This window comes from Streptomyces sp. NPDC059398, from assembly GCF_042751845.1.
Lineage (GTDB): Bacteria > Actinomycetota > Actinomycetes > Streptomycetales > Streptomycetaceae > Streptomyces.
In genome coordinates this window covers 29,956-49,674 of record NZ_JBHYWP010000058.1, presented here as the reverse complement: position 1 = coordinate 49,674, position 19,719 = coordinate 29,956, and the positions used below count along the sequence as shown (strand labels likewise).

At 71.0% G+C, this 19,719-nt stretch carries 15 protein-coding genes; 7 read left to right on the top strand and 8 right to left on the bottom strand.

Features of this window, described 5'->3' with window-relative positions:
* Positions 1–28: 28 nt before the first annotated feature.
* The 4 genes from ACFXBC_RS20935 to ACFXBC_RS20920 form a co-directional block, all read right to left on the bottom strand.
* A complete protein-coding gene (locus ACFXBC_RS20935; protein WP_385026279.1) occupies positions 29–1,006 on the bottom strand; it encodes an acyl-ACP desaturase in 978 nt (325 codons plus the stop codon).
* 179 nt (positions 1,007–1,185) lie between these two features.
* Entirely contained in the window at positions 1,186–2,805 is a 1,620-nt protein-coding gene (locus ACFXBC_RS20930) for an ABC-F family ATP-binding cassette domain-containing protein (protein ID WP_385026276.1), read from the bottom strand.
* Positions 2,806–3,148: 343 nt separating this feature from the next.
* A complete protein-coding gene (locus tag ACFXBC_RS20925) occupies positions 3,149–3,976 on the bottom strand; it encodes a methyltransferase domain-containing protein (RefSeq protein WP_385026273.1) in 828 nt (275 codons plus the stop codon).
* A 47-nt stretch (positions 3,977–4,023) separates the two neighbouring features.
* Entirely contained in the window at positions 4,024–4,440 is a 417-nt protein-coding gene (locus ACFXBC_RS20920; protein ID WP_385026270.1) for an SsgA family sporulation/cell division regulator, read from the bottom strand.
* Between the two features lie 268 nt (positions 4,441–4,708).
* Here ACFXBC_RS20920 and ACFXBC_RS20915 point away from each other — a divergent pair, with 268 nt between their 5' ends.
* Entirely contained in the window at positions 4,709–7,483 is a 2,775-nt protein-coding gene (locus ACFXBC_RS20915; protein ID WP_385026267.1) for a beta-N-acetylglucosaminidase domain-containing protein, read from the top strand.
* Positions 7,484–7,673: 190 nt separating this feature from the next.
* Here the strand turns inward: ACFXBC_RS20915 and ACFXBC_RS20910 are convergent, their stop codons facing one another.
* Positions 7,674–8,912 carry an ROK family protein gene (locus ACFXBC_RS20910; RefSeq protein WP_385026264.1) on the bottom strand — a complete coding sequence of 413 codons (1,239 nt, stop codon included), beginning with the start codon at positions 8,910–8,912 and terminating at the stop codon, positions 7,674–7,676.
* A 131-nt stretch (positions 8,913–9,043) separates the two neighbouring features.
* Here ACFXBC_RS20910 and ACFXBC_RS20905 point away from each other — a divergent pair, with 131 nt between their 5' ends.
* From ACFXBC_RS20905 to ACFXBC_RS20890, 4 genes are all read left to right on the top strand, one after another.
* Positions 9,044–10,315: a CoA transferase gene (locus ACFXBC_RS20905; RefSeq protein WP_385026261.1), complete on the top strand. Its 1,272-nt coding sequence runs from the start codon at positions 9,044–9,046 to the stop codon at positions 10,313–10,315.
* Positions 10,312–11,454: an acyl-CoA dehydrogenase family protein gene (locus ACFXBC_RS20900; protein ID WP_385026258.1), complete on the top strand. Its 1,143-nt coding sequence runs from the start codon at positions 10,312–10,314 to the stop codon at positions 11,452–11,454. Before ACFXBC_RS20905 ends, ACFXBC_RS20900 begins: the two co-directional genes overlap by 4 nt.
* 96 nt (positions 11,455–11,550) lie before the next feature.
* Positions 11,551–12,765: an acetyl-CoA C-acetyltransferase gene (locus tag ACFXBC_RS20895; protein WP_385026255.1), complete on the top strand. Its 1,215-nt coding sequence runs from the start codon at positions 11,551–11,553 to the stop codon at positions 12,763–12,765.
* A 43-nt stretch (positions 12,766–12,808) separates the two neighbouring features.
* Positions 12,809–14,980: a 3-hydroxyacyl-CoA dehydrogenase NAD-binding domain-containing protein gene (locus tag ACFXBC_RS20890; protein WP_385026252.1), complete on the top strand. Its 2,172-nt coding sequence runs from the start codon at positions 12,809–12,811 to the stop codon at positions 14,978–14,980.
* A gap of 67 nt (positions 14,981–15,047) precedes the next feature.
* Here ACFXBC_RS20890 and ACFXBC_RS20885 read toward each other — a convergent pair whose 3' ends face one another.
* Together ACFXBC_RS20885 and coaD are read right to left on the bottom strand one after the other, a co-directional pair.
* Positions 15,048–15,827 (bottom strand): MerR family transcriptional regulator, encoded by a 780-nt coding sequence (locus ACFXBC_RS20885; RefSeq protein WP_385026249.1) that lies wholly within the window; start codon positions 15,825–15,827, stop codon positions 15,048–15,050.
* Between the two features lie 117 nt (positions 15,828–15,944).
* Positions 15,945–16,385, bottom strand: a complete 441-nt coding sequence (gene coaD, locus ACFXBC_RS20880) for a pantetheine-phosphate adenylyltransferase (RefSeq protein WP_385026246.1) — start codon at positions 16,383–16,385, stop codon at positions 15,945–15,947.
* A 187-nt stretch (positions 16,386–16,572) separates the two neighbouring features.
* Here coaD and ACFXBC_RS20875 point away from each other — a divergent pair, with 187 nt between their 5' ends.
* Positions 16,573–17,295 (top strand): family 16 glycosylhydrolase, encoded by a 723-nt coding sequence (locus tag ACFXBC_RS20875; protein WP_385026243.1) that lies wholly within the window; start codon positions 16,573–16,575, stop codon positions 17,293–17,295.
* Positions 17,296–17,477: 182 nt separating this feature from the next.
* Entirely contained in the window at positions 17,478–18,338 is an 861-nt protein-coding gene (locus ACFXBC_RS20870; RefSeq protein ID WP_385026240.1) for an oxygenase MpaB family protein, read from the top strand.
* A 21-nt stretch (positions 18,339–18,359) separates the two neighbouring features.
* On the opposite strand, the gene ACFXBC_RS20865 is transcribed toward ACFXBC_RS20870, so the two are convergent.
* Positions 18,360–19,394 carry a LacI family DNA-binding transcriptional regulator gene (locus ACFXBC_RS20865; protein WP_385026237.1) on the bottom strand — a complete coding sequence of 345 codons (1,035 nt, stop codon included), beginning with the start codon at positions 19,392–19,394 and terminating at the stop codon, positions 18,360–18,362.
* Positions 19,395–19,719: the final 325 nt, after the last annotated feature.

Sequence of the window (19,719 nt, the reverse complement as noted above, 5' to 3'; positions counted from 1 at the left end):
GTCCGGGCGGCGGGGGCCCCCCGGGTGATTAAGAATCCGCGGCGCGTGCGGCCATCCGCGCCTTGCGGGCCGCGAGCTTCGCGTCGAACTTGGCGGCCTCGGAGTCCAGCCCGTTCATGTACAGGCCCAGCTCCTCCTGCGCCTTCAGCCCCTCCGGGCCGAGCCCGTCGATGTCCAGGACCTTCAGATAGCGCAGTACGGGCTGGAGCACGTCGTCATGGTGGATCCGCATGTTGTAGATCTCGCCGATGGCCATCTGCGCGGCGGCCCGCTCGAAGCCGGGCATGCCGTGTCCGGGCATCCGGAAGTCGACCACGACGTCGCGCACCGACCGCATGGTGAGATCCGGGGCGATCTCGAAGGCAGCTCCCAGCAGATTGCGGTAGAAGACCATGTGCAGGTTCTCGTCGGTCGCGATCCGGGCCAGCATCCGGTCGCAGACCGGGTCGCCCGACTGGTGGCCGGTGTTGCGGTGCGAGACACGCGTGGCGAGCTCCTGGAACGCGACGTACGCGACCGAGTGCAGCATCGAGTGCCGGTTGTCGGACTCGAACCCCTCCGACATGTGCGCCATCCGGAACTGCTCCAGCTTGTCCGGGTCGACGGCGCGCGAGGCCAGCAGGTAGTCGCGCATCACGATGCCGTGCCGGCCCTCCTCGGCGGTCCACCGGTGCACCCAGGTGCCCCAGGCGCCGTCGCGCCCGAAGAGCGAGGCGATCTCGTGGTGGTAGCTGGGGAGGTTGTCCTCGGTCAGCAGGTTCACCACGAGCGCGGTCCTGCCGATGTCCGTGACCTTGGACTGCCCGGGCTCCCACGCCTGCCCGTCCTCGAAGAAGCCGGGGAAGTTGCGGCCGTCGCTGAACGGCACATAGGTGTGGGGCATCCAGTCCTTGGCCACGGAGAGATGGCGGTTGAGTTCCTTCTCCACCACCTCTTCCAGCGCATACAGCAGCCGGGCGTCTGTCCACGCGTCCGTACTGCCGAGGTGGGGAGAGGTGATCGTCACGGGGGCTCCTGGGGACGGGAGTAGTACCTACGGATTCGTAGGTTACGTATCCGTAGGTTAAGGCGGCAGTAAGGCCCCGCCAACCCCCGTATCCGATATGTATATCTTCAGCCTGTTATGCCTCCAGGTCGGGCCTCGGTGCGGAGAGCCATGTCACGCGTCGGTACGGGAGAGTCATGTCACGCCTCGGGGGTGCCCGGCTGCCCGCTCTCGCCCAGCGTGAGCCACCGGGTGATACCGATCGCCTCCAGGAACGGCCGGTCGTGGCTGGCCACGATCAGCGCCCCCTCGTACGACTCCAGTGCGGCGATCAGCCGGCGCACGCTCGCCATGTCCAGATTGTTGGTCGGCTCGTCCAGCATCAGGAGCTGCGGGGCAGGCTCGGCCAGCAGCAGCGCGGCGAGCGCCGCCCGGAACCGTTCGCCGCCCGACAGGGTCCCGGCCGGCTGGTCGGCACGCGCCCCCTTGAAGAGGAACCGGGCGAGCCGTGCCCGGATCGCGTTGTTGCCCGCCTCCGGCGCGTTCTGTGCCACGTTCTCCACGACGCTCAGTCCGTCGTCCAGCACATCGAGCCGCTGCGGCAGGAAGCGCAGCGGCACATGGGCCGTGGCCTCACCGGAGACCGGTTCCAACTGGCCCGCGATGGTCCGCAGCAGTGTGGTCTTCCCCGCTCCGTTACGCCCGACCAGGGCGATCCGTTCGGGGCCGTGAGCGGTGAACTCGCCCTCGACACCGCTTCCGTACGGCAGCCGGAGCTCCCGCAGGGTCAGCACACTCCGGCCGGGGTGCACCTTGGTGTACGGCAGCTCGATACGGATCCGGTCGTCGTCGCGCACCGCGTCCGCCGCCTCGCTGAGGCGCTCCTTCGCCTCTTCGAGCCGCTCGGTGTGCATGATGCGGTGCTTGCCCGCCGACTCCTGCGCCGCGCGCTTCCGCGCGCCCATCACGATCTTGGGCTCGCGCTTCTGCTCCATCATCTTCTGGCCGTACCGCTTGCGTCGCGCCAACTTGACCTGGGCTTCGGCCAGTTCGCGCTTCTGCTTCTGCACGTCGGCCTCCGCGACCCGCACCATGCGCTCGGCCGCCTCCTGTTCCACGGCGAGCGCCTCCTCGTACGCGGAGAGGGCTCCGCCGTACCAGTGGACCTCGCCGTCCCGCAGATCGGCGATCTGGTCGACGCGCTCCAGGAGTTCACGGTCGTGGCTGACCACGACGAGCACGCCGGGCCAGGCGTCGACCGCCGCGTACAGCCGCTCCCTGGCGTGCAGATCGAGGTTGTTGGTCGGCTCGTCGAGCAGCAGTACGTCGGGCCTGCGCAGCAGCAGCGCGGCGAGCCGCAGCAGGACGGACTCACCGCCCGACACCTCGCCGACGGTCCGGTCGAGCCCGATGGACCCGAGCCCGAGCTGGCCGAGCACCGCGTGGGCGCGCTCCTCCACGTCCCAGTCGTCGCCGACCGCCGTGAAGTGGTCCTCGCTCGCATCGCCCGCCTCGATGGCGTGCAGCGCGGCACGCTGCACGTCGATGCCCAGTGCCTGGTCCACGCGGAGCGCGGTGTCGAGTACGAGGTTCTGCGGGAGATAGCCGATGTCGCCCGTGACACGGACGGTCCCCTCGTTCGGGGACAGCTCCCCGGCGATCAGACGGAGCAGGGTCGACTTGCCCGACCCGTTGACGCCGATGAGGCCCGTCCGGCCCGGACCGACGGCCAGTTGGAACCGGTCGAGGACCGAGGTCCCGTCCGGCCAGGAGAAGGAGAGCGCGGTGCAGGAGATCTGGGTGGACGAATGGGTTGACATACGGGTCTCCCGGTTGCTGCGGAAAAAGGGCGGGGGCAACGGGTGGAGACACCGCAGGGCACAGAGAAAGCCCTGTTCCGGGAGGACAGCTCGCCTACCGAGGTCACACGCGGTGCGCGCAGGAGTGGTCACTGCACGGCACGGTGTCTCAGGACCTCAGTAGCGCAATGTCCTACTCCGATCAACGACGACAGGGCCAGGAGGTACGTTACGGCCGGCCGGGCCCCGCCGCAAAGCGATTTACCGTGTCCGGCAGTCCGCACCCGGGCTGCACAGCCCGGCAGCCCGGCAGTCCGCACCTACGCTGCAACAGTCCGGCGGCCCGGCAGCCGCGAGCCAGCGCTCACTGTGCCGGTGCGCGCTGTCCCCAGGCCGAGATCATGGGGGAGGTCGCCAGGTCGAGCCGGCCGGTGGCGACGTTCGCCAGGTGCTGGTCGACCTCCTGGTCGGTGGCGAGCCCGGCCGCCACCAGGCGGGAGCGGATCTGGCGCACGGTGGCGGCCTCCAGGGCGGTACAGGCCGGGGACGTGAGGGGGAAGAAGGCGTCCGCCCGCACGTCGTCGAGACCGGCTTCGCGCAGCAGCCGGGGCAGCGTCCGTCCGTAGGCCAGATCCGCGCCGCGTGCGGCCATCAGCTCGCGGAATCCCGTCCGCAGACGGTTGGCGAGCCGCTGTTCGGGACCGGACTCGTCGGGGCAGATCAACGGCTGCAACCCGGGGTCGGCGTCCTCGATCAGCAGCCGCCCGCCGGGACGCAGCGCCCGCACCATCCGGCGCAGCGCCTCGTCACGGTCGGTGACATGGACCAGGACCAGCCGGGCGTGGACCAGATCGAATCCGCCGGGCGGCGGCGGATCGGCCGCCACGTCGTGCCGCAGCACCTCGACGGTCCCTGCACCGGCCCCGGCACCGAGCGCGGCTTCGGTCCAGGAGGTGTCGATGTCGGTGGCCAGTACGGAACCGGTGGGGCAGACCCGGGCAGCCAGGCCCAGCGGTACGGTGGGGCCGCCCGCGCCGATCTCCCAGCACCGCATGCCCGGTCCGATGCCGAGCCGGTCGACGTGGCCGAAGGTCACCGGATCGAACAGCTCGGCCAGCGCGCGGAAACGGACACCGGCTTCCGACTGCTGGTTGTCGAGCAGATATCCGTGGTCAGCGCCTTGATCAGCCATACCGCGAGTATCGCTGATCCACCCCTGCCCCGATCGGTCCCGGTGGGTCAGCAGGCGTCGCGGAGCAGCTCCACGACGTCCTGGTCCACGTCGAGATAGCGGTGCTCGCGCCCGGCGGGGACGAGTGTCTCGCTCCGTTTCAGGAAGCGGCGCAGTTCGGCGGTGTGGATATGGACCATGGCGACGCCTTCGCGGGAGTGGAACTCCAGGACCGTCCGGTCGTAGCCGAACGGCCGGATCCGTACGTCACCCAGACCGGCGGGCGCGCGGAGGCCCGAGGCCAGCAGGTCCCGTGCGAACGCCCAGCAGACGGCCACGCCGGCCAGGGTTGCCTGCGGCGGGAAGCCCATGCTGACCGCGAACGGATCCGTACGGTCGTAGCGCAGCGTGGTCGGGACGGTCTCCATCCGGGGTGCGGGTGTGACCAGGCGAGCCTGGACAGCCTGTTCGATGACATGAGGCAAGGTCTCGCTCCCTTCTCGCGGTTGGGCCGGCGGTGATCCCTCGAAGGGTCAGACGTCCGGCGGGTCCGTTCCGTGCACCGGAGGGCCGCGTGACATCCATCACCCCCGCCGCGCGCCGGCCGGAGACCCGGCGTCCAACCTCGGGCCCTCGTGCGCGCAACTGCTCGGAAATGCCTTCCTGCGCGCATCATTGACACACCATCAGCCAAGTGGTCTAGTCCTCCACAGCCCCGCTCAGGGGTCGGTGCCGAACCGTGGAGGATCGTCGATGTTCCGCAAAGAACCGGCCGGACCGCAGCACCGCACACTCTCCGGGCCTCTGCTCGGACCCCTCGTGGCCGGCCTCGCGCTGGCCCTGTCGGCGGCACCGCTCGCCGCGTTCACCGCCCCGGCCGCGAGCGCGGCCCCCCGGCCCGCCGCCCCTCAGCCCGCCGCCCCCGTCATCACCCCCGTACCGCAGTCCGAGTCGGCTCGCTCGGACCAGGTGCGCATCACGGCCTCCGTCGACATCGTCACCGGGGGAGCGACGGACGCCGCCGCGCTCTCGCTGGTGGAGAAGTCCCTCCGGGCCGCCGGGGCCACCCGTCTGTCCGTCGGCCCGAAGAGCACCGCGAGCGGCCCGAAGAGCACCGCGGGCACCGCACGTGACCGTCTCGCGGTCTACGTCGGCGGCCCCGGTGAGAACCCGTCGTCCGCCGCGGCTCTCACCGCTCTCGGCGTCAAGGGCCCCCAGGGCCTCGCCGCCGAGGGCTATGTACTCGCGGCGGGCCGGGCCCACGGCGACGGCGCGGGGCGGATCGTGCTCTCCGGTACCGACGCGACCGGCACGTACTACGCCGCCCAGTCGCTCCGCCAGGTGCTCCCGCACCGCGGTGGCCCGGGTGCGTCCCTGCGCGGTCTGACCGTCCGCGACTGGCCGGCCACCCCCGTACGCGGCACCATCGAGGGCTTCTACGGCACCCCGTGGTCGCAGGCGGCGCGCCTGGACCAACTGGACTTCTACGGCGCCCACAAGATGAACACGTACGTCTACTCGCCGAAGGACGACGCCTACCTCCGGGACAAATGGCGCGACGCCTACCCGCCGGACCAGCTGGACACGATCAAGCAGCTGGTGGACCGGGCACGCGCCGACCACGTCCGGTTCACGTATGCGCTCTCGCCGGGGCTGAGCGCCTGCTACAGCTCGGACGCCGACCTCAAGGCCCTGGACGACAAACTCCAGACCATCTGGGACATCGGTGTACGGCAGTTCGCCATCCCGCTCGACGACATCAGCTACACCCACTGGAACTGCGACGCCGACCAGGCGAAGTTCGGCACCGGCGGAGGCGCGGCCGGTGCGGCGCAGGCGTATCTGCTCAACCGGGTCAACAAGGAGTTCATCAAGACCCACGAGGGCGCACAGCCGCTGGAGATGGTGCCGACTGAGTACTACGACGTCACCCCGTCCCCGTACAAGACCGCCATCGCCGGGCAGCTCGACAAGGACGTCCTGGTGGAGTGGACCGGGGTCGGTGTCGTCGCACCGAGCATGACGGTCGCACAGGCGAAGTCCGCCCGGACGGTGTTCGGCCATCAGATCCTGACCTGGGACAACTACCCGGTCAACGACTACGTGACCGACCGGCTGCTGCTCGGCCCGTTCAGCGGGCGGGAGAAGGGGCTCGCCGAACAGCTCGCGGGGATCACGGCCAACCCGATGATCCAGCCGTACGCGTCAAAGCTCGCCCTGTACACCGTCGCCGACTACACATGGAACGACGCGGCGTACGACGCGGGCCGCTCCTACGGACAGGCCGTGCACGAACTCTCGGGCGGCGGGCCCCGGGTGGAGCGGGCCCTGCGGGCCTTCAGCGATGTCAACTACAGCTCGTCGCTGAACAAGCGGGAGGCGCCCGAGCTGTCCGCGGTCATCTCCCGTTACTGGGACGGCAGGGCGTCGTCGCGCACCCTCGCGGCAGCCCTGCGCGAGCTGCACGACGCGCCCGGGATCCTGCGTGCGCACCTGCCCGACAAGGGCTTCGTCACCGACGCCGGTCCGTGGCTCGACTCCGCACAGGGCTGGGGCACGGCGACGCTCGCTGCGCTGCGGATGCTGGACGACGCGAAGGCCGGGCGCGGCGCGGCAGCGTGGCAGGAGCGGCAGCAGCTCGCCGGGCTCGTCGCCAGGGCCAAGGCGCCGGTCTACACCGACATGAACGGCGGGAAGATCCCGGTCGTCGTGGGTGACGGTGTGCTCGACGCGTTCGTCACGCGGGCGCTCACCGAGGAGGGCCGGCTCATCGGACTTCCGCCGCAGCCCGTGGGCCAGAGCGATCTGGGTGTCTACTCGGGCAACGCCCCGGCCCGGATGACCGACGGCGACGACTCCACCTACTTCTGGAGCAGTGGCGCGGCCGCCAAGGACGACTGGGTCGGTGTCGACCTCGGCACCGAGCGCGCCATCAGCGACGTCACCGTCACCATGGGCAAGTCCGGCAGCGAATCCGACTACCTCCACCAGGGTGTCCTGGAGTACTCGTCCGACAACAGCACCTGGCACCCGCTGGGCTCGTTCAAGGACGAGCCGAAGATCGGGGCGACGGCCCCCGCGGGCACCACCGCCCGGTACGTACGGGCCCGCGCGACCGCCGACCAGACCAACTGGGTGGTGGTACGGGAGTTCCACGTCGGCGGCGCGGACACCCCGTCCGTGACGGGCGGGCCCCCGGCGGCCGACGGCCGCGGCCTGGCGTCGGCCGCGGACGGAAACGCCGAGAGCGTCTACCGCGCCTCGCGCGCGCCCTCGGCCGGTGAGTCGCTCGGCATCACCCTGCCCATGGCCGGCTCGGTGCACTCCGTGACCGTGCTGGCCCCCGGTGGAGTGCGGGGCGCCGGGGCGGCCGTGCAGATCCGCACCGGCGGCCGGTGGCGGACGCTCGGCCCGATGACCGGCTCGTACACGCACCTCACGACCCGTGCGGCCGACGCCGACGCGGTGCGTCTGCTCTGGACCAAGGGCTCGGCGGCGCCACAGATCAGTGAGGTGGCCGTGCGGTAGCCGCGGGGACGCCGCAGACCGCGGGAAGACCACGGAGACGCGGGAGCACCGCGCTGCCGTGGAAGGACCGGAGACGCGGGAGCACCGCACAGCTGCGGGAGCACCGCGCGCGAAGCGAAGACTGGGGGCCCGGGCGGCCATGAAGCCGCCGGGCCCCCACACCTATCCGGCACGTACCCGCGGGCCCGGCTCAGCCCGCCCGCTGCTCCGCGTACGCGACCGGATCGGCCAGCACCTCCTGGACGATGAGCGCCGCCGCACCCCGGGCCGCGTCCCCCGAGACCGATGAGGCGCGCAGTCTGCCGCTGCCGTGCGGCCAGAGCCCGGAGATCACCCGGCCGGTCAGCTCCCGGTCGGCGCCCGGCGACAGCCACGGCATCAGGCCGCGGTAGATCCCGCCGAGCACCACCGCGTCCGGATCGAAGAGGTTCACCGCGCCCGACAGCACCCGCCCCAGCATCACCCCGGCCTCCCGGACCGCGGCCACGGTGCGCTCGTCGCCGGCCTGCGCGCGCCGCTCCAGCTCCGCGACCCCGGAGGCCCCGGCACCCTCGTCGATCCCGGCGGCCCACAGCAGCGCCGACTGGCCCGCGTACTGCTCCAGGCAGCCGCGTGCGCCGCAGCGGCACTCCGGACCCGCCGGATCCGCCACCACATGGCCGATCTCACCGGCGAACCCGTGCGCCCCGCGCAGCAGTTCACCGTCGAGCACCAGGGCGCCCCCCACGCCGATGTCGGCGGTCAGATAGAGGAAGCTGCGGACCGTGCCGAGCCCGCCGAACCATAGCTCCGCGAGCGCCGCCAGATTGGCCTCGTTGTCCGAACCGACCGGCAGCGGGCGGCTGTCCGGGCGCAGCGCGGAGAGCGCCTGCGCGAAGATCCCCTCCGCCGCCACCCGGTTCCAGCCGAGGTTGGGGGCCTGCCGCACGGTCCCCCCGGAGACCAGACCCGGCAGGGCCAGCTGGACACCGACGGGCCGCAGTTCCTGTTCCCGCGCCGACTCCAGGGCGCGCGCCGCGCCCCGCGCGGCGCGGGCCAGTACGGCGGCCGGCGGTGCGCCCCGGTTGTCGAGGTGCTCGGTCAGGCGTACCCGGCCGGTTCCGGCCAGATCCACCACACAGACCGACACATAGTCGATGTTGATCTCGACACCGACACCCGCGGCCCCCGTCCGGGCGGGCTTGAGCACCGTGCCCGGCCGGCCGGCCTGCCCGCTGAACGTCTTGCCCGACTCCGCGAGGAAGCCGCTTTCGAGCAACTGCTCGACCAGCGACGAGACGGCGGCCCGCGTCAGCCCCACCCGGCCCGCGACACCGGCCCGGGTCGCCTCGCCCTGCTCCCGCACGGCGCGCAGCACGAGACTGAGATTGTGCCGCCGTACGGTGTCCTTGTCGGCCTTGGGGCCGAGCGGCGTGAGGTTGTTGGTCATATCGTCGCTGAGCCTATGCGACCCCACACCCAAGCCCTAAGCGCCTGCTCAGCCAAAAAGCTTGTGCGGAGTGGAACACGTTCTTAACATCATCGATGTCACATCACTTGTGTCACAGTCCTGGGGGCGTGATGACAGAGGCAGGGAACGGTCCGCTGGCCGGAGTCCGGGTGGTCGAGCTGGCGGGGATCGGACCCGGGCCGTTCGCCGCGATGGTCCTCGCGGACCTCGGCGCCGATGTCGTACGGGTCGACCGGCCGGGCGGCGCGGGGCTCGGCATCGACCCGGCGTACGACCTCACCAACCGCAACAAACGCTCGGTCCTCGTCGACCTCAAGGCCGACGACGGCCCGGCCCGCGTCCTCGGCCTCGTGGAGCGCGCCGACATCCTGATCGAGGGGTACCGGCCCGGCGTCGCCGAACGCCTCGGCGTCGGCCCGCGGGAGTGCCACGCCCGCAACCCGCAGCTCGTGTACGGACGGATGACCGGCTGGGGCCAGGACGGGCCGCTCGCCGAACGCGCCGGGCACGACATCGCGTACATCGCCGTCACCGGAACGCTCGGGATGATCGGTGGCGCCGGAGAGCCACCCGCCGTACCGGCCAACCTGGTCGGTGACTACGCGGGCGGCTCGCTCTATCTGGTGATCGGCCTCCTCGCCGCACTCCAGCACGCCCGCACCGACGGGGGAGCGGGCCAGGTGGTCGACGCCGCGATCGTGGACGGCGCCGCGCACCTCGCCACCATGATCCACGGCATGGTGGCGGCGGGCGGCTGGCAGGACAGACGCGGCGTGAATCTGCTCGACGGGGGCTGTCCGTTCTACGGCAGTTACCGGACATCGGACGGCGCGTACATGGCCGTGGGTGCCCTGGAGCCGCAGTTCTACGACGAGTTCGTACGGCTGCTCGGCATCGCGGACGACGCCCCGGCGCGTAAGGACCTCGCACGCTGGGACGGGCTGCGCGAGACGATCGCCGCCCGTTTCCTGACCCGGACCCGTGCGGAGTGGACGGCGGTCTTCGAGGGATCCGACGCGTGTGTGGCGCCGGTGCTCTCGCTGCGGGAGGCGCCGGACCATCCGCATCTCGCCGCCCGGGGGACGTTCACGGAGCACAGCGGGATGACCCAGCCCGCGCCCGCGCCGCGCTTCTCCGCCACCCCCGCATCCGTACGCAGCGGGCCGGCCCGTCCGGGCGCCGACACGACCGCGGTCGCCCGGGACTGGGACGTACCGGGCCTCACCGGAGCACCCGGCCCGCCGGATACGACAGCACCCGCCGGGCGACCGGACGAGCCCCCCGCGGCCGGGGAGCGGGACGGCACCACCGCGGCCGGGCGACCGGCCGGAACCACAGCAGCCGGGCAACCGGACGACACCACAGCAGGGGGAGACCGATGAACCGCCGGCTCTACACCGCGGAGCACGAGGCGTTCCGGCAGACCGTCCGCACCTTCCTGAACAAGGAAGTCCTCCCGTACTACGAGCAGTGGGAGAAGGACGGGATCGTCTCCCGGGACGCCTGGCTCGCGGCCGGCCGTCAGGGGTTGCTCGGGCTCGCGGTCCCCGAGGAGTACGGCGGTGGCGGGAACCCGGACTTCCGCTACAGCGCCGTGCTCGCCGAGGAGTTCACCCGCGCGGGGGCGTCCGGTCTGGCGCTCGGGCTGCACAACGACATCGTCGGCCCGTACCTCACCACGCTGGCCACCGATGAGCAGCGGCGGCGCTGGCTGCCCGGCTTCTGCAGCGGGCGCACCATCACGGCGATCGCCATGACCGAGCCGGGCGCAGGGTCGGATCTCCAGGCCATCCGGACCACCGCCGATGACCGCGGCGACCACTGGATCCTCAACGGCTCCAAGACGTTCATCTCCAACGGGATCCTCGCCGACCTGGTGATCGTGGTCGCCAGGACATCACCGGACGGCGGTGCCAAGGGCCTGTCCCTGCTGGCAGTCGAGCGCGGTGCCGCCGGGTTCGAGCGCGGACGCAACCTGGACAAGATCGGCCAGAAGTCCCAGGACACCGCTGAGCTGTTCTTCCACGACGTCCGGGTCCCCAAGGAGAATCTCCTCGGCGAGCTGAACGGCGCCTTCATCCATCTGATGACCAACCTCGCCCAGGAGCGCCTGGCCATCGCCGTGGCCGGAATCGCCGCCGCCGAACACCTCCTGGAGATCACCACCGAGTACGTCAAGGGGCGCGAGGCGTTCGGCCGTCCGCTGTCGAAGCTCCAGCACATCCGTTTCGAGATCGCCGAGATGGCCACCGAGTGCGCCGTCACCCGTACATTCATCGACCGCTGCACAGCCGACCACACCGAGGGCGGGCTCGATGCCGTGCACGCCTCGATGGCCAAGTGGTGGGCCACCGAACTCCAGAAGCGGACCGCCGACCGCTGTCTCCAACTGCACGGCGGTTACGGCTATATGACTGAGTATCCGGTCGCCAGGGCATTCACCGACGGCCGTATCCAGACGATCTACGGCGGCACCACCGAGATCATGAAGGAGATCATCGGCCGCTCGCTGCTCGCCTGACCCGCCCCCTCGTACCCGTATTCGCATCCGCACCCCGTCATCCGTATCCGCACTCCGCACCGCGCATCCCGATCCGCACTCCGAAAGGCCGCAGTCTTGAGTACCGAAGCGTTTGTGTACGACGCGATCCGCACCCCACGCGGGCGCGGCAAGGCCAATGGCGCCCTGCACGGCACCAAACCGATCGACCTCGTCGTCGGGCTGATCCACGAGCTGCGCCGCAGGTTCCCCGGTCTCGACCCGGCGGCCATCGACGACATCGTGCTCGGCGTAGTCAGCCCGGTCGGCGACCAGGGCTCCGACATCGCCCGCACCGCTGCCGTCGCCGCGGGCCTGCCCGACACCGTGGCCGGGGTCCAGGAGAACCGCTTCTGCGCCTCGGGGCTCGAAGCCGTCAACCTGGCGGCAGCGAAGGTCCGTTCCGGCTGGGAGGACCTGATTCTGGCGGGCGGGGTCGAGTCGATGTCCCGGGTCCCGATGGCATCCGACGGCGGGGCCTGGGCCATGGACCCGATGACCAACTGGGACACCGGCTTCGCACCCCAGGGCATCGGCGCCGACCTCATCGCCACCATCGAGGGGTTCACCCGCCACGACGTCGACTCCTACGCCGCGCTCTCCCAGGAGCGGGCCACCGAGGCATGGAAGGAAGGCAGGTTCGCCCGCTCCGTCGTCCCCGTCACCGACCGCAATGGTCTGGTCGTCCTGGACCGTGACGAACATCTGCGGCCGGGCACCACCGCCGAATCGCTCGCCTCCCTGAAACCGTCCTTCGCCGCCATCGGCGAGATGGGCGGCTTCGACGCGGTGGCGCTGCAGAAGTACCACTGGGTCGAGAAGATCGACCACGTCCACCACGCGGGCAACTCGTCCGGCATCGTGGACGGCGCATCCCTGGTCGCCATCGGCTCGGGCGCGGTCGGCGAGCGCTACGGACTGACGCCCCGGGCCCGGATCCTCTCGGCCGCCGTCTCGGGCTCGGAGCCGACGATCATGCTGACCGGGCCCGCGCCCGCCACCCGCAAGGCGCTCGCCAAGGCCGGTCTGTCCATCGGCGACATCGACCTCGTGGAGATCAACGAAGCCTTCGCGGGTGTCGTTCTGCGCTTCGCCCGCGACATGGACCTCCCGCTGGACAGGATCAACGTCAACGGCGGAGCCATCGCCCTGGGACACCCGCTCGGCGCCACCGGCGCGATGATCCTGGGCACCCTCATCGACGAGCTGGAACGCCGCGACCAGCGGTACGGCCTGGCCACGCTCTGCGTCGGCGGCGGCATGGGCATCGCCACCGTCGTCGAGCGTCTCTGACCCCGTCCCCTCCCACCCACGGCCCTCACGGAGCAGCCACACCATGAGCGAGAACACCACCATCCGCTGGGAACAGGACGGGACCGGCGTCGTCACCCTCGTCCTCGACGACCCCCACCAGTCCGCGAACACCATGAACCAGGCGTTCAAGGAGTCGATCGCGGCCGTCGCCGACCGCGCGGAGGCCGAGAAGGACTCCATCCGCGGCATCATCTACACCTCCGCGAAGAAGACCTTCTTCGCGGGCGGCGACCTCAAGGACATGATCCGGGTCGGCCCCGACCAGACCCAGCAGGCATTCGACACCGGCACGGCCATCAAGAACTCGCTGCGACGCATCGAGACCCTGGGCAAGCCGGTCGTCGCCGCCATCAACGGCTCGGCTCTCGGCGGCGGTTACGAGATCGCCCTCGCCAGCCACCACCGCATCGCGCTCGACGCGCCCGGCTCCAGGATCGGCCTGCCCGAGGTCACCCTCGGCCTGCTGCCCGCCGGAGGCGGTGTCACCAGGACCGTACGGCTGATGGGCATCGCCGACGCCCTGCTCAAGGTCCTCCTCCAGGGCAACCGCTACAACCCGCGGCGCGCCCTGGAGAACGGCCTCGTCCACGAAGTCGCCGCCACCGCCGACGAGATGCTGGACCGGGCGCACGCCTTCATCGACGCCCACCCCGAGTCGCAGCAGCCCTGGGACGTCAAGGGGTACAAGATCCCCGGCGGCACCCCGTCGAACCCGAAGTTCGCCGCCAACCTGCCGGCCTTCCCCGCCAATCTGAAGAAGCAGCTGCAGGGCGCCCCCTATCCGGCGCCGCGCAACATCCTCGCCGCGGCCGTCGAGGGCTCCCAGGTCGACTTCGAGACGGCGCTGACCATCGAGGCCAGGTACTTCACCGAACTGGTCACGGGACAGACCGCGAAGAACATGATCCAGGCGTTCTTCTTCGATCTCCAGGCGGTCAACTCCGGCGCCAGCCGCCCCCAGGGCATCGAACCGCGTGAGGTCCGCAAGGTCGCCGTGCTCGGCGCCGGGATGATGGGCGCCGGCATCGCCTACTCGTGCGCCCGCGCCGGGATCGACGTCGTACTCAAGGACGTGTCGGCGGAGGCCGCGCAGAAGGGCAAGGCGTACTCGGAGAAGCTGCTCGCGAAGGCGCTCTCGCGCGGCCGCACCACCGAGGCCGACCGGGACGCGCTCCTCGCCCGCATCACCCCGACCGGCGACCCCGCCGACCTGGCAGGCTGCGACGCGGTGATCGAGGCGGTCTTCGAGGACGTGGCACTCAAGCACAAGGTCTTCCAGGAGATCGAGGGCGTCATCGAGCCCGACGCGCTGCTCTGCTCCAACACCTCCACCCTTCCCATCACACTGCTGGCCGAAGGCGTCGAGCGGCAGGGCGACTTCATCGGGCTGCACTTCTTCTCGCCCGTCGACAAGATGCCGCTCGTCGAGATCATCAAGGGCGAGCGCACCGGCGACGAAGCCCTGGCGCGCGCCTTCGACCTCGTACGCCGGATCAACAAGACCCCCGTCGTCGTCAACGACTCACGCGGCTTCTTCACCTCACGCGTCATCGGACAGTTCATCAACGAGGGCGTGGCGATGGTCGGCGAGGGTGTCGAGCCCGCGTCGGTCGAGCAGGCCGCGGCCCAGGCCGGCTACCCGGCCAAGGTGCTCTCGCTGATGGACGAACTGACCCTCACCCTGCCGCGCAAGATCCGCAACGAGGCGAAGCGCGCCACCGAGGAGGCGGGCGGCACCTGGGCCGGGCACCCGTCGGACGCGGTCATCGACCGGATGGTCGACGAGTTCGGCCGGACCGGCCGCAGCGGAGGGGCCGGGTTCTACGTGTACGAGGACGGCAAGCGCGCCGGACTCTGGCCGGGACTGCGCGAGCACTTCACCAAGCCCGGGACGGACATCCCGTTCACCGACATGCAGGAGCGGATGCTCTTCTCGGAGGCGCTGGACAGCGTCCGCTGTCTGGAGGAGGGCGTCCTGACCTCGGTGGCCGACGCCAACATCGGCTCGATCCTCGGCATCGGCTTCCCCGGCTGGACCGGCGGTGTCCTCCAGTACATCAACGGTTACGAGGGCGGCCTGCCCGGCTTCGTGGCCCGCGCCCGGGAACTCGCCGGCCGGTACGGTGAGCGGTTCGCGCCGCCCGCGCTGCTGGTCGGGAAGGCGGAGCGGGGCGAGACGTTCAGCGACGGCTGAGCGAGAGGCCGTCAGGGGCTGTCCGGCGGGCCCGCAGCACCTGTGCCCCCGGGCCGGGCCCGGCCGGTCAGGTGGCTGCGGGCCCGTCCACGTAACGGGCCCGCAGCTCCTCCTTCAGCGACCGCTGAAACGCGGTCACCAGCGCCTGCACCACCATGGGCTGCATATCGGCGGAGAGCGACTTCATCGCCTCCACCGCGTCAGGGTCGCTCTCGCGTTCGCGGTAGGGCCCCCACACCTCGTCCTGGAAGAGCCGGGTCAGCTCCTTCGCCGCGGCCCGGGTGTGTTCGAGCACCACCGTGCGCGCGGCCAGGATCGTCTCGTGGGCGATCGGCACGTCGAGCAGCTGCACACCGAGCGCGAGCAGCCCCGGATCCACCCGGAAGGCGTCCCTGTCGCCCTCGACCCGCTCCAGTACGTTCATCGCCGCGAGCCGGTCGATGTCCGGCTCCGGCAGCGGCCGCCCGGCCCGGCGCTCCAGCTCTGCGCGGGTCGCGTCGTCCGCCCCCTCCGGCGCCCATGAGGCCACGACGGCGCGGTGGATCGCGAGATCGTGTGCGCTCAGGTCGTCGGGGAGCTGCCGCAGATAGCGCTCGATGGCGGCGAGCGTCATCCCGTGGTGCTGCAGCTCCTCGACGAGAGCGAGCCGGGAGAGATGCGCCGGGCCGTACAGCCCGACGCGGCGCGGCCCGATCACCGGCGGGGGCAGCAGGCCGCGCGCGCTGTAGAAACGGACGGTACGGACGGTCACCCCGGCGCGCGCGGCCAGCTCGTCGACCGTGAGGGCAGCGGCCGCGCCTGTGGCGGTGGAGGTGTCCGTGGCCGTGTCGTCGGGGCCGGTCCCCATGCCTCTGCCTCGCTTCCCGGACACCCGCCGGTCACGGGGTCGCTCCCTCGGTCGATCCGGCACAACAGTACTGCTGTCCCACCAGCCTTGTGAAAGCCCTGGACCGCAGGCCCGGGGTCAGCGCGTCCGGCTCTCGGCCGTGACACGGTCCTGCCGACTCATCGTGGTGAGGAGGGTGGAGGAGATGTGGGCCAGTGCGGGGTCCGCGGCGATGAAGACCGTTTCGACTCCGGCCAGTTCGTGGTTCATGCGGGCCATCGGCATTTCGTAGTCCAGGTCGGCAGTCCCGCGGACTCCGCGGATGACGACGTCGATCCCGGCCCGTCGGCAGTAGTCGACCAGCAGGCCGCCGGTGTGGGAGTCGACCGTGACGTTGCTCAGGCCGGTCGCTGCCGCGCGGAGCCGGTCCAGCCGTTCCGGGACGGGGAGGCGGCCGGTCTTGTTCGCGTTGAACATCACGCACACGACGACCTCGTCGAAGAGGAGGGCGGCGCGCCGGAGTACGTCCTGGTGTCCTTGCGTGACCGGGTCGAAGGATCCCGGGAAGAGGGCTCGCATGACCGGGAAGAGTAACAAGCGGCCGCCGCAGATGCTCCTCCATGAGCTATGCATTCAACTTCAAGAGGCAGGTTCCGATTCGTACCGCGTGTATTGCCATGGCATGAACGGACTCCTACAGTCTGGCGTCAAGCAGAGCCGTGGGAGCGTTCCCACGGACCTTGTCCGTCCGAGCAGTGGAGCTCCGATGAAACCTGTGAGCCGCAGGCGCATACTCGGCGCGGCCCTGGCCGTCCCTCCCGCCGTGATTCTGGGATCGGGCCCGGCGCATGCCGCTTCGTGGGGAAGCCCGGTCACCGTCAACGCGTGGAACAAGATCAGCGGAAGGTGGACGGCCAACAACGAGCTGGAGACCTACACGCCGGACTGTGTCTGGTACGAGGGTTCGACGCTGGTCATCAAGACGTACAACGCCGGAGGCGGTCTGTACTACTCCGGCCGCGTGGAGTCGACGGCACTGTACGGGTACGGCACCTACAGCTTCACCGCCAGCATGCCCAACGGTCAGGGCCTGCTCCCCGCGGTCTGGGGCGCCTACCTCAACCCGTGGCTCCCCGAGTTCGACGCGGCGGAGATCGTCGGGCAGAACCCCAACACCGTCTACCAGACCTCCCACGACGCCAACAATGCGCAGGACCAGTGGGCCCCGACCAACTCCAGCGGCTGGACCAACGCGTACCACACCTACTCGTTCAGCTGGTTCCCCGACCACATCGACTTCGCCGTGGACGGCGTCTTCACCGGCACCAAGTGGTACTCCACCGCGGCCGGCGTGGGGATGCATTTCATCGTCAACACCGCAGTCGGCGGTGACTGGCCGGGCAACCCGGACGACTCCACCTGGGCCACGGCCGACGGCGCCCGGTACCTCAAATGCTCTGCCATCACCCACACGCCCTACTACCCGTAACGCATCCGGTGACCCGGTCGGCAGCACCATGACGTCGTTGCCCTGGTGGCCGGGCCCCCCGGCCGGGCCACCCCGCGCCACTCCGGCCCCGTCAGTCGCATACTGGGACTGAGGACTGACGGGAGCGGGCGGGTGTCCGGATGCCCGCAGGGAACGACGGGGCCAGTGACGGGAGGCCGTGCATGACCAGCCGCACCACGCCGGGGCCGCCGCCACCACCGCCCGGCGGGGTGCTCTGGAGCGAGGTCGGTGACATCCGGGTGCTGCTGACGCTGCCCGCCGCGCTGACCATGCAGGTGGCCCACCCGGCCGTCGGCGCGGGCGTCGACGCGTACTCCGTCTTCCGTACGGATCCATGGGGCCGCGGTGAACGCTCCCTGCGCTCGATGCAGCTCTGGGTGTACGGCGGGGACGCCGCGGCCGAAGAGGGGCGCAGACTGCGCCGTATGCACCGCACCATCCGCGGCACCGACACCCGCGGCCGCCCCTACCAGGCCCTCGCCCCCGCCACCTTCTCGTGGGTGCACGCCACCGGATTCCCGGTCTTCCTGCAGGGCCGCAAGTACCTCGGACGCCCCTACACCGACGCCCAGGAACGACAGTTGTACGCGGAGTGGCTCCAGGTCGGGCGGGTACTCGGCATCGACGACCGGGACATGCCGCAGACCATCGAGGAGTTCTGGCCCTACTACCGGAAGATGCTGGCCGACGAGATCGAGGCGACCCCGGTCGTCCGCGAGCTGACCGACCCGCACAGCCCCGTGCCGCCCCCGGACCGGGGACCGCGTGCGCTGCGCCCACTGGTCCGGTTGGTCTGGCCGGTGCTGCTGCCGCCACTGGCACGCTTCCGGCACTTCGTCACCGTGGGGCTGATGCCGCCGGAGGCCCGGCAGGCCATCGGCCTGGAGTGGACGGACTCCCAGGAGCGGACGCTGCGCCGCTTCGGCCGGTGTGTCCGTGCCGTGGTGCCCGTGCTTCCCGAGCGGGTGCGCTATCTGCCGCTCGCCCGCGCGGCGAGGGCCGCCCACCGTGCAGCGGTGTGAGGCGGGGCGGCCCGCCGGACATCACGCCGAGGCCCGGCGTACCAGGTCGGTCGGCAGGATCACGGAGTCCGGCGGGGTGACGCTCTCGCCGTCCAGCCCGCGTACCAGCATCCGCACCATCAACCGGCCCATCCCCTCTATGTCCTGACGGACCGTCGTCAACGGCGGGTCGGTGCACTCCGCGACCTTCTCCATGTCGTCGAAGCCCACCACCGCCACATCGTCGGGTACCCGTCTGCCCCGTTCCCGCAGGACCTGGAGCGCCCCCGACGCCATCAGGTCGTTGGCGGCGAACACCGCGTCCACATCGGGCCGCCGCTCCAGCAGCTCGGACATGGCCGCGGCGCCGCTCTCCACCGTGAACGCTCCCTGCGCGGTGAGCCGGGGGTCGACATCGAGGAGCACGTCACGGTAGCCGTCCAGCCGGTCGATCCCCGATGTCTGATCCTGCGGGCCCGCGATGTGCGCGATGTGCCGCCGCCCGAGCGAGACCAGATGCTGGACGGCCGTACGGGCGCCGCCACGGTTGTCGCAGTCGGCGTAGGGGAGCGCGAGACCGGACTCAGGACCGGCCCACACGGGCCGCCCGCCGAAGACCGTGGGGATCCTGACCCGGTGGATGACGGCGGGCAGCGGATCCTCGGTGTGCAGCGAGAAGGCCAGCGCCCCGTCCACATGACCGCCCGCCAGATAGCGGCCGATCCGGTCGTAGTCCTTCCTGCCCTCCACCAGGAGAAGAACCAACTGCGAGTCGTGGGCGGTCAGTTCACGGCTGATGCCGTGAAGCTGCTGGGAGAAGAAGGGGTCCGAGAAGATCCGGATCTCCGGCTCCGCGATGATGACGGCGACCGCTCCGTTGCGCCGGGTGACCAGGGTCCTGGCCGCGTGGTTCGGTACGTAACCGAGTTCGTCGACAGCCTGCTGGACCCGCTCCACCAGCGGCTTCCGCACCCCGGCGCCGCCGTTGACGACGCGCGACGCGGTGGCTCGCGACACACCCGCACGGGCTGCGACGGCCTCCAGGGTCGGCCGGGAGCCATGGGTCGGATCGGGCAACGGGTACTCCTCGGTCGGGCGCGGCGGCAGGGCGTACGGGTGCTCGCTCCTTGCGGCGGTGCGAGCACCCGCGGTGCCGGAGCAGCGTAACCACCGGCGGCCGGACGCAGGAAGCCGCGCACCCTGAACGCCCCGGCCGCGCCCGGGAAGGGCCGCGCCCGGGAAGCCCGCCGCCCTGCCGGTACGCGACGTGCGGAGCCGCGCCCCCCCCGGGCGGGGGGGGTGGAGGCCCACTAAAAACAACCCCCCCCCGGCCTGTTCGGGTTCCCCTCCGGCGGGGCCCGGCGCGGATGAACCGGGCTCACGTTTGCACGGGGTCCGGTTG

Coding starts and splice junctions, on each gene's coding strand:
- ACFXBC_RS20870 (WP_385026240.1), top strand. CDS start 17,478: ATGACCAGCCGCACCACGCCGGGGCCGCCGCCACCACCGCCCGGCGGG.
- ACFXBC_RS20885 (WP_385026249.1), bottom strand. CDS start 15,827: ATGGGGACCGGCCCCGACGACACGGCCACGGACACCTCCACCGCCACA.
- ACFXBC_RS20900 (WP_385026258.1), top strand. CDS start 10,312: ATGAACCGCCGGCTCTACACCGCGGAGCACGAGGCGTTCCGGCAGACC.
- ACFXBC_RS20905 (WP_385026261.1), top strand. CDS start 9,044: ATGACAGAGGCAGGGAACGGTCCGCTGGCCGGAGTCCGGGTGGTCGAG.
- ACFXBC_RS20910 (WP_385026264.1), bottom strand. CDS start 8,912: ATGACCAACAACCTCACGCCGCTCGGCCCCAAGGCCGACAAGGACACC.
- ACFXBC_RS20925 (WP_385026273.1), bottom strand. CDS start 3,976: ATGGCTGATCAAGGCGCTGACCACGGATATCTGCTCGACAACCAGCAG.
- ACFXBC_RS20915 (WP_385026267.1), top strand. CDS start 4,709: ATGTTCCGCAAAGAACCGGCCGGACCGCAGCACCGCACACTCTCCGGG.
- coaD (WP_385026246.1), bottom strand. CDS start 16,385: ATGCGAGCCCTCTTCCCGGGATCCTTCGACCCGGTCACGCAAGGACAC.
- ACFXBC_RS20875 (WP_385026243.1), top strand. CDS start 16,573: ATGAAACCTGTGAGCCGCAGGCGCATACTCGGCGCGGCCCTGGCCGTC.
- ACFXBC_RS20890 (WP_385026252.1), top strand. CDS start 12,809: ATGAGCGAGAACACCACCATCCGCTGGGAACAGGACGGGACCGGCGTC.
- ACFXBC_RS20930 (WP_385026276.1), bottom strand. CDS start 2,805: ATGTCAACCCATTCGTCCACCCAGATCTCCTGCACCGCGCTCTCCTTC.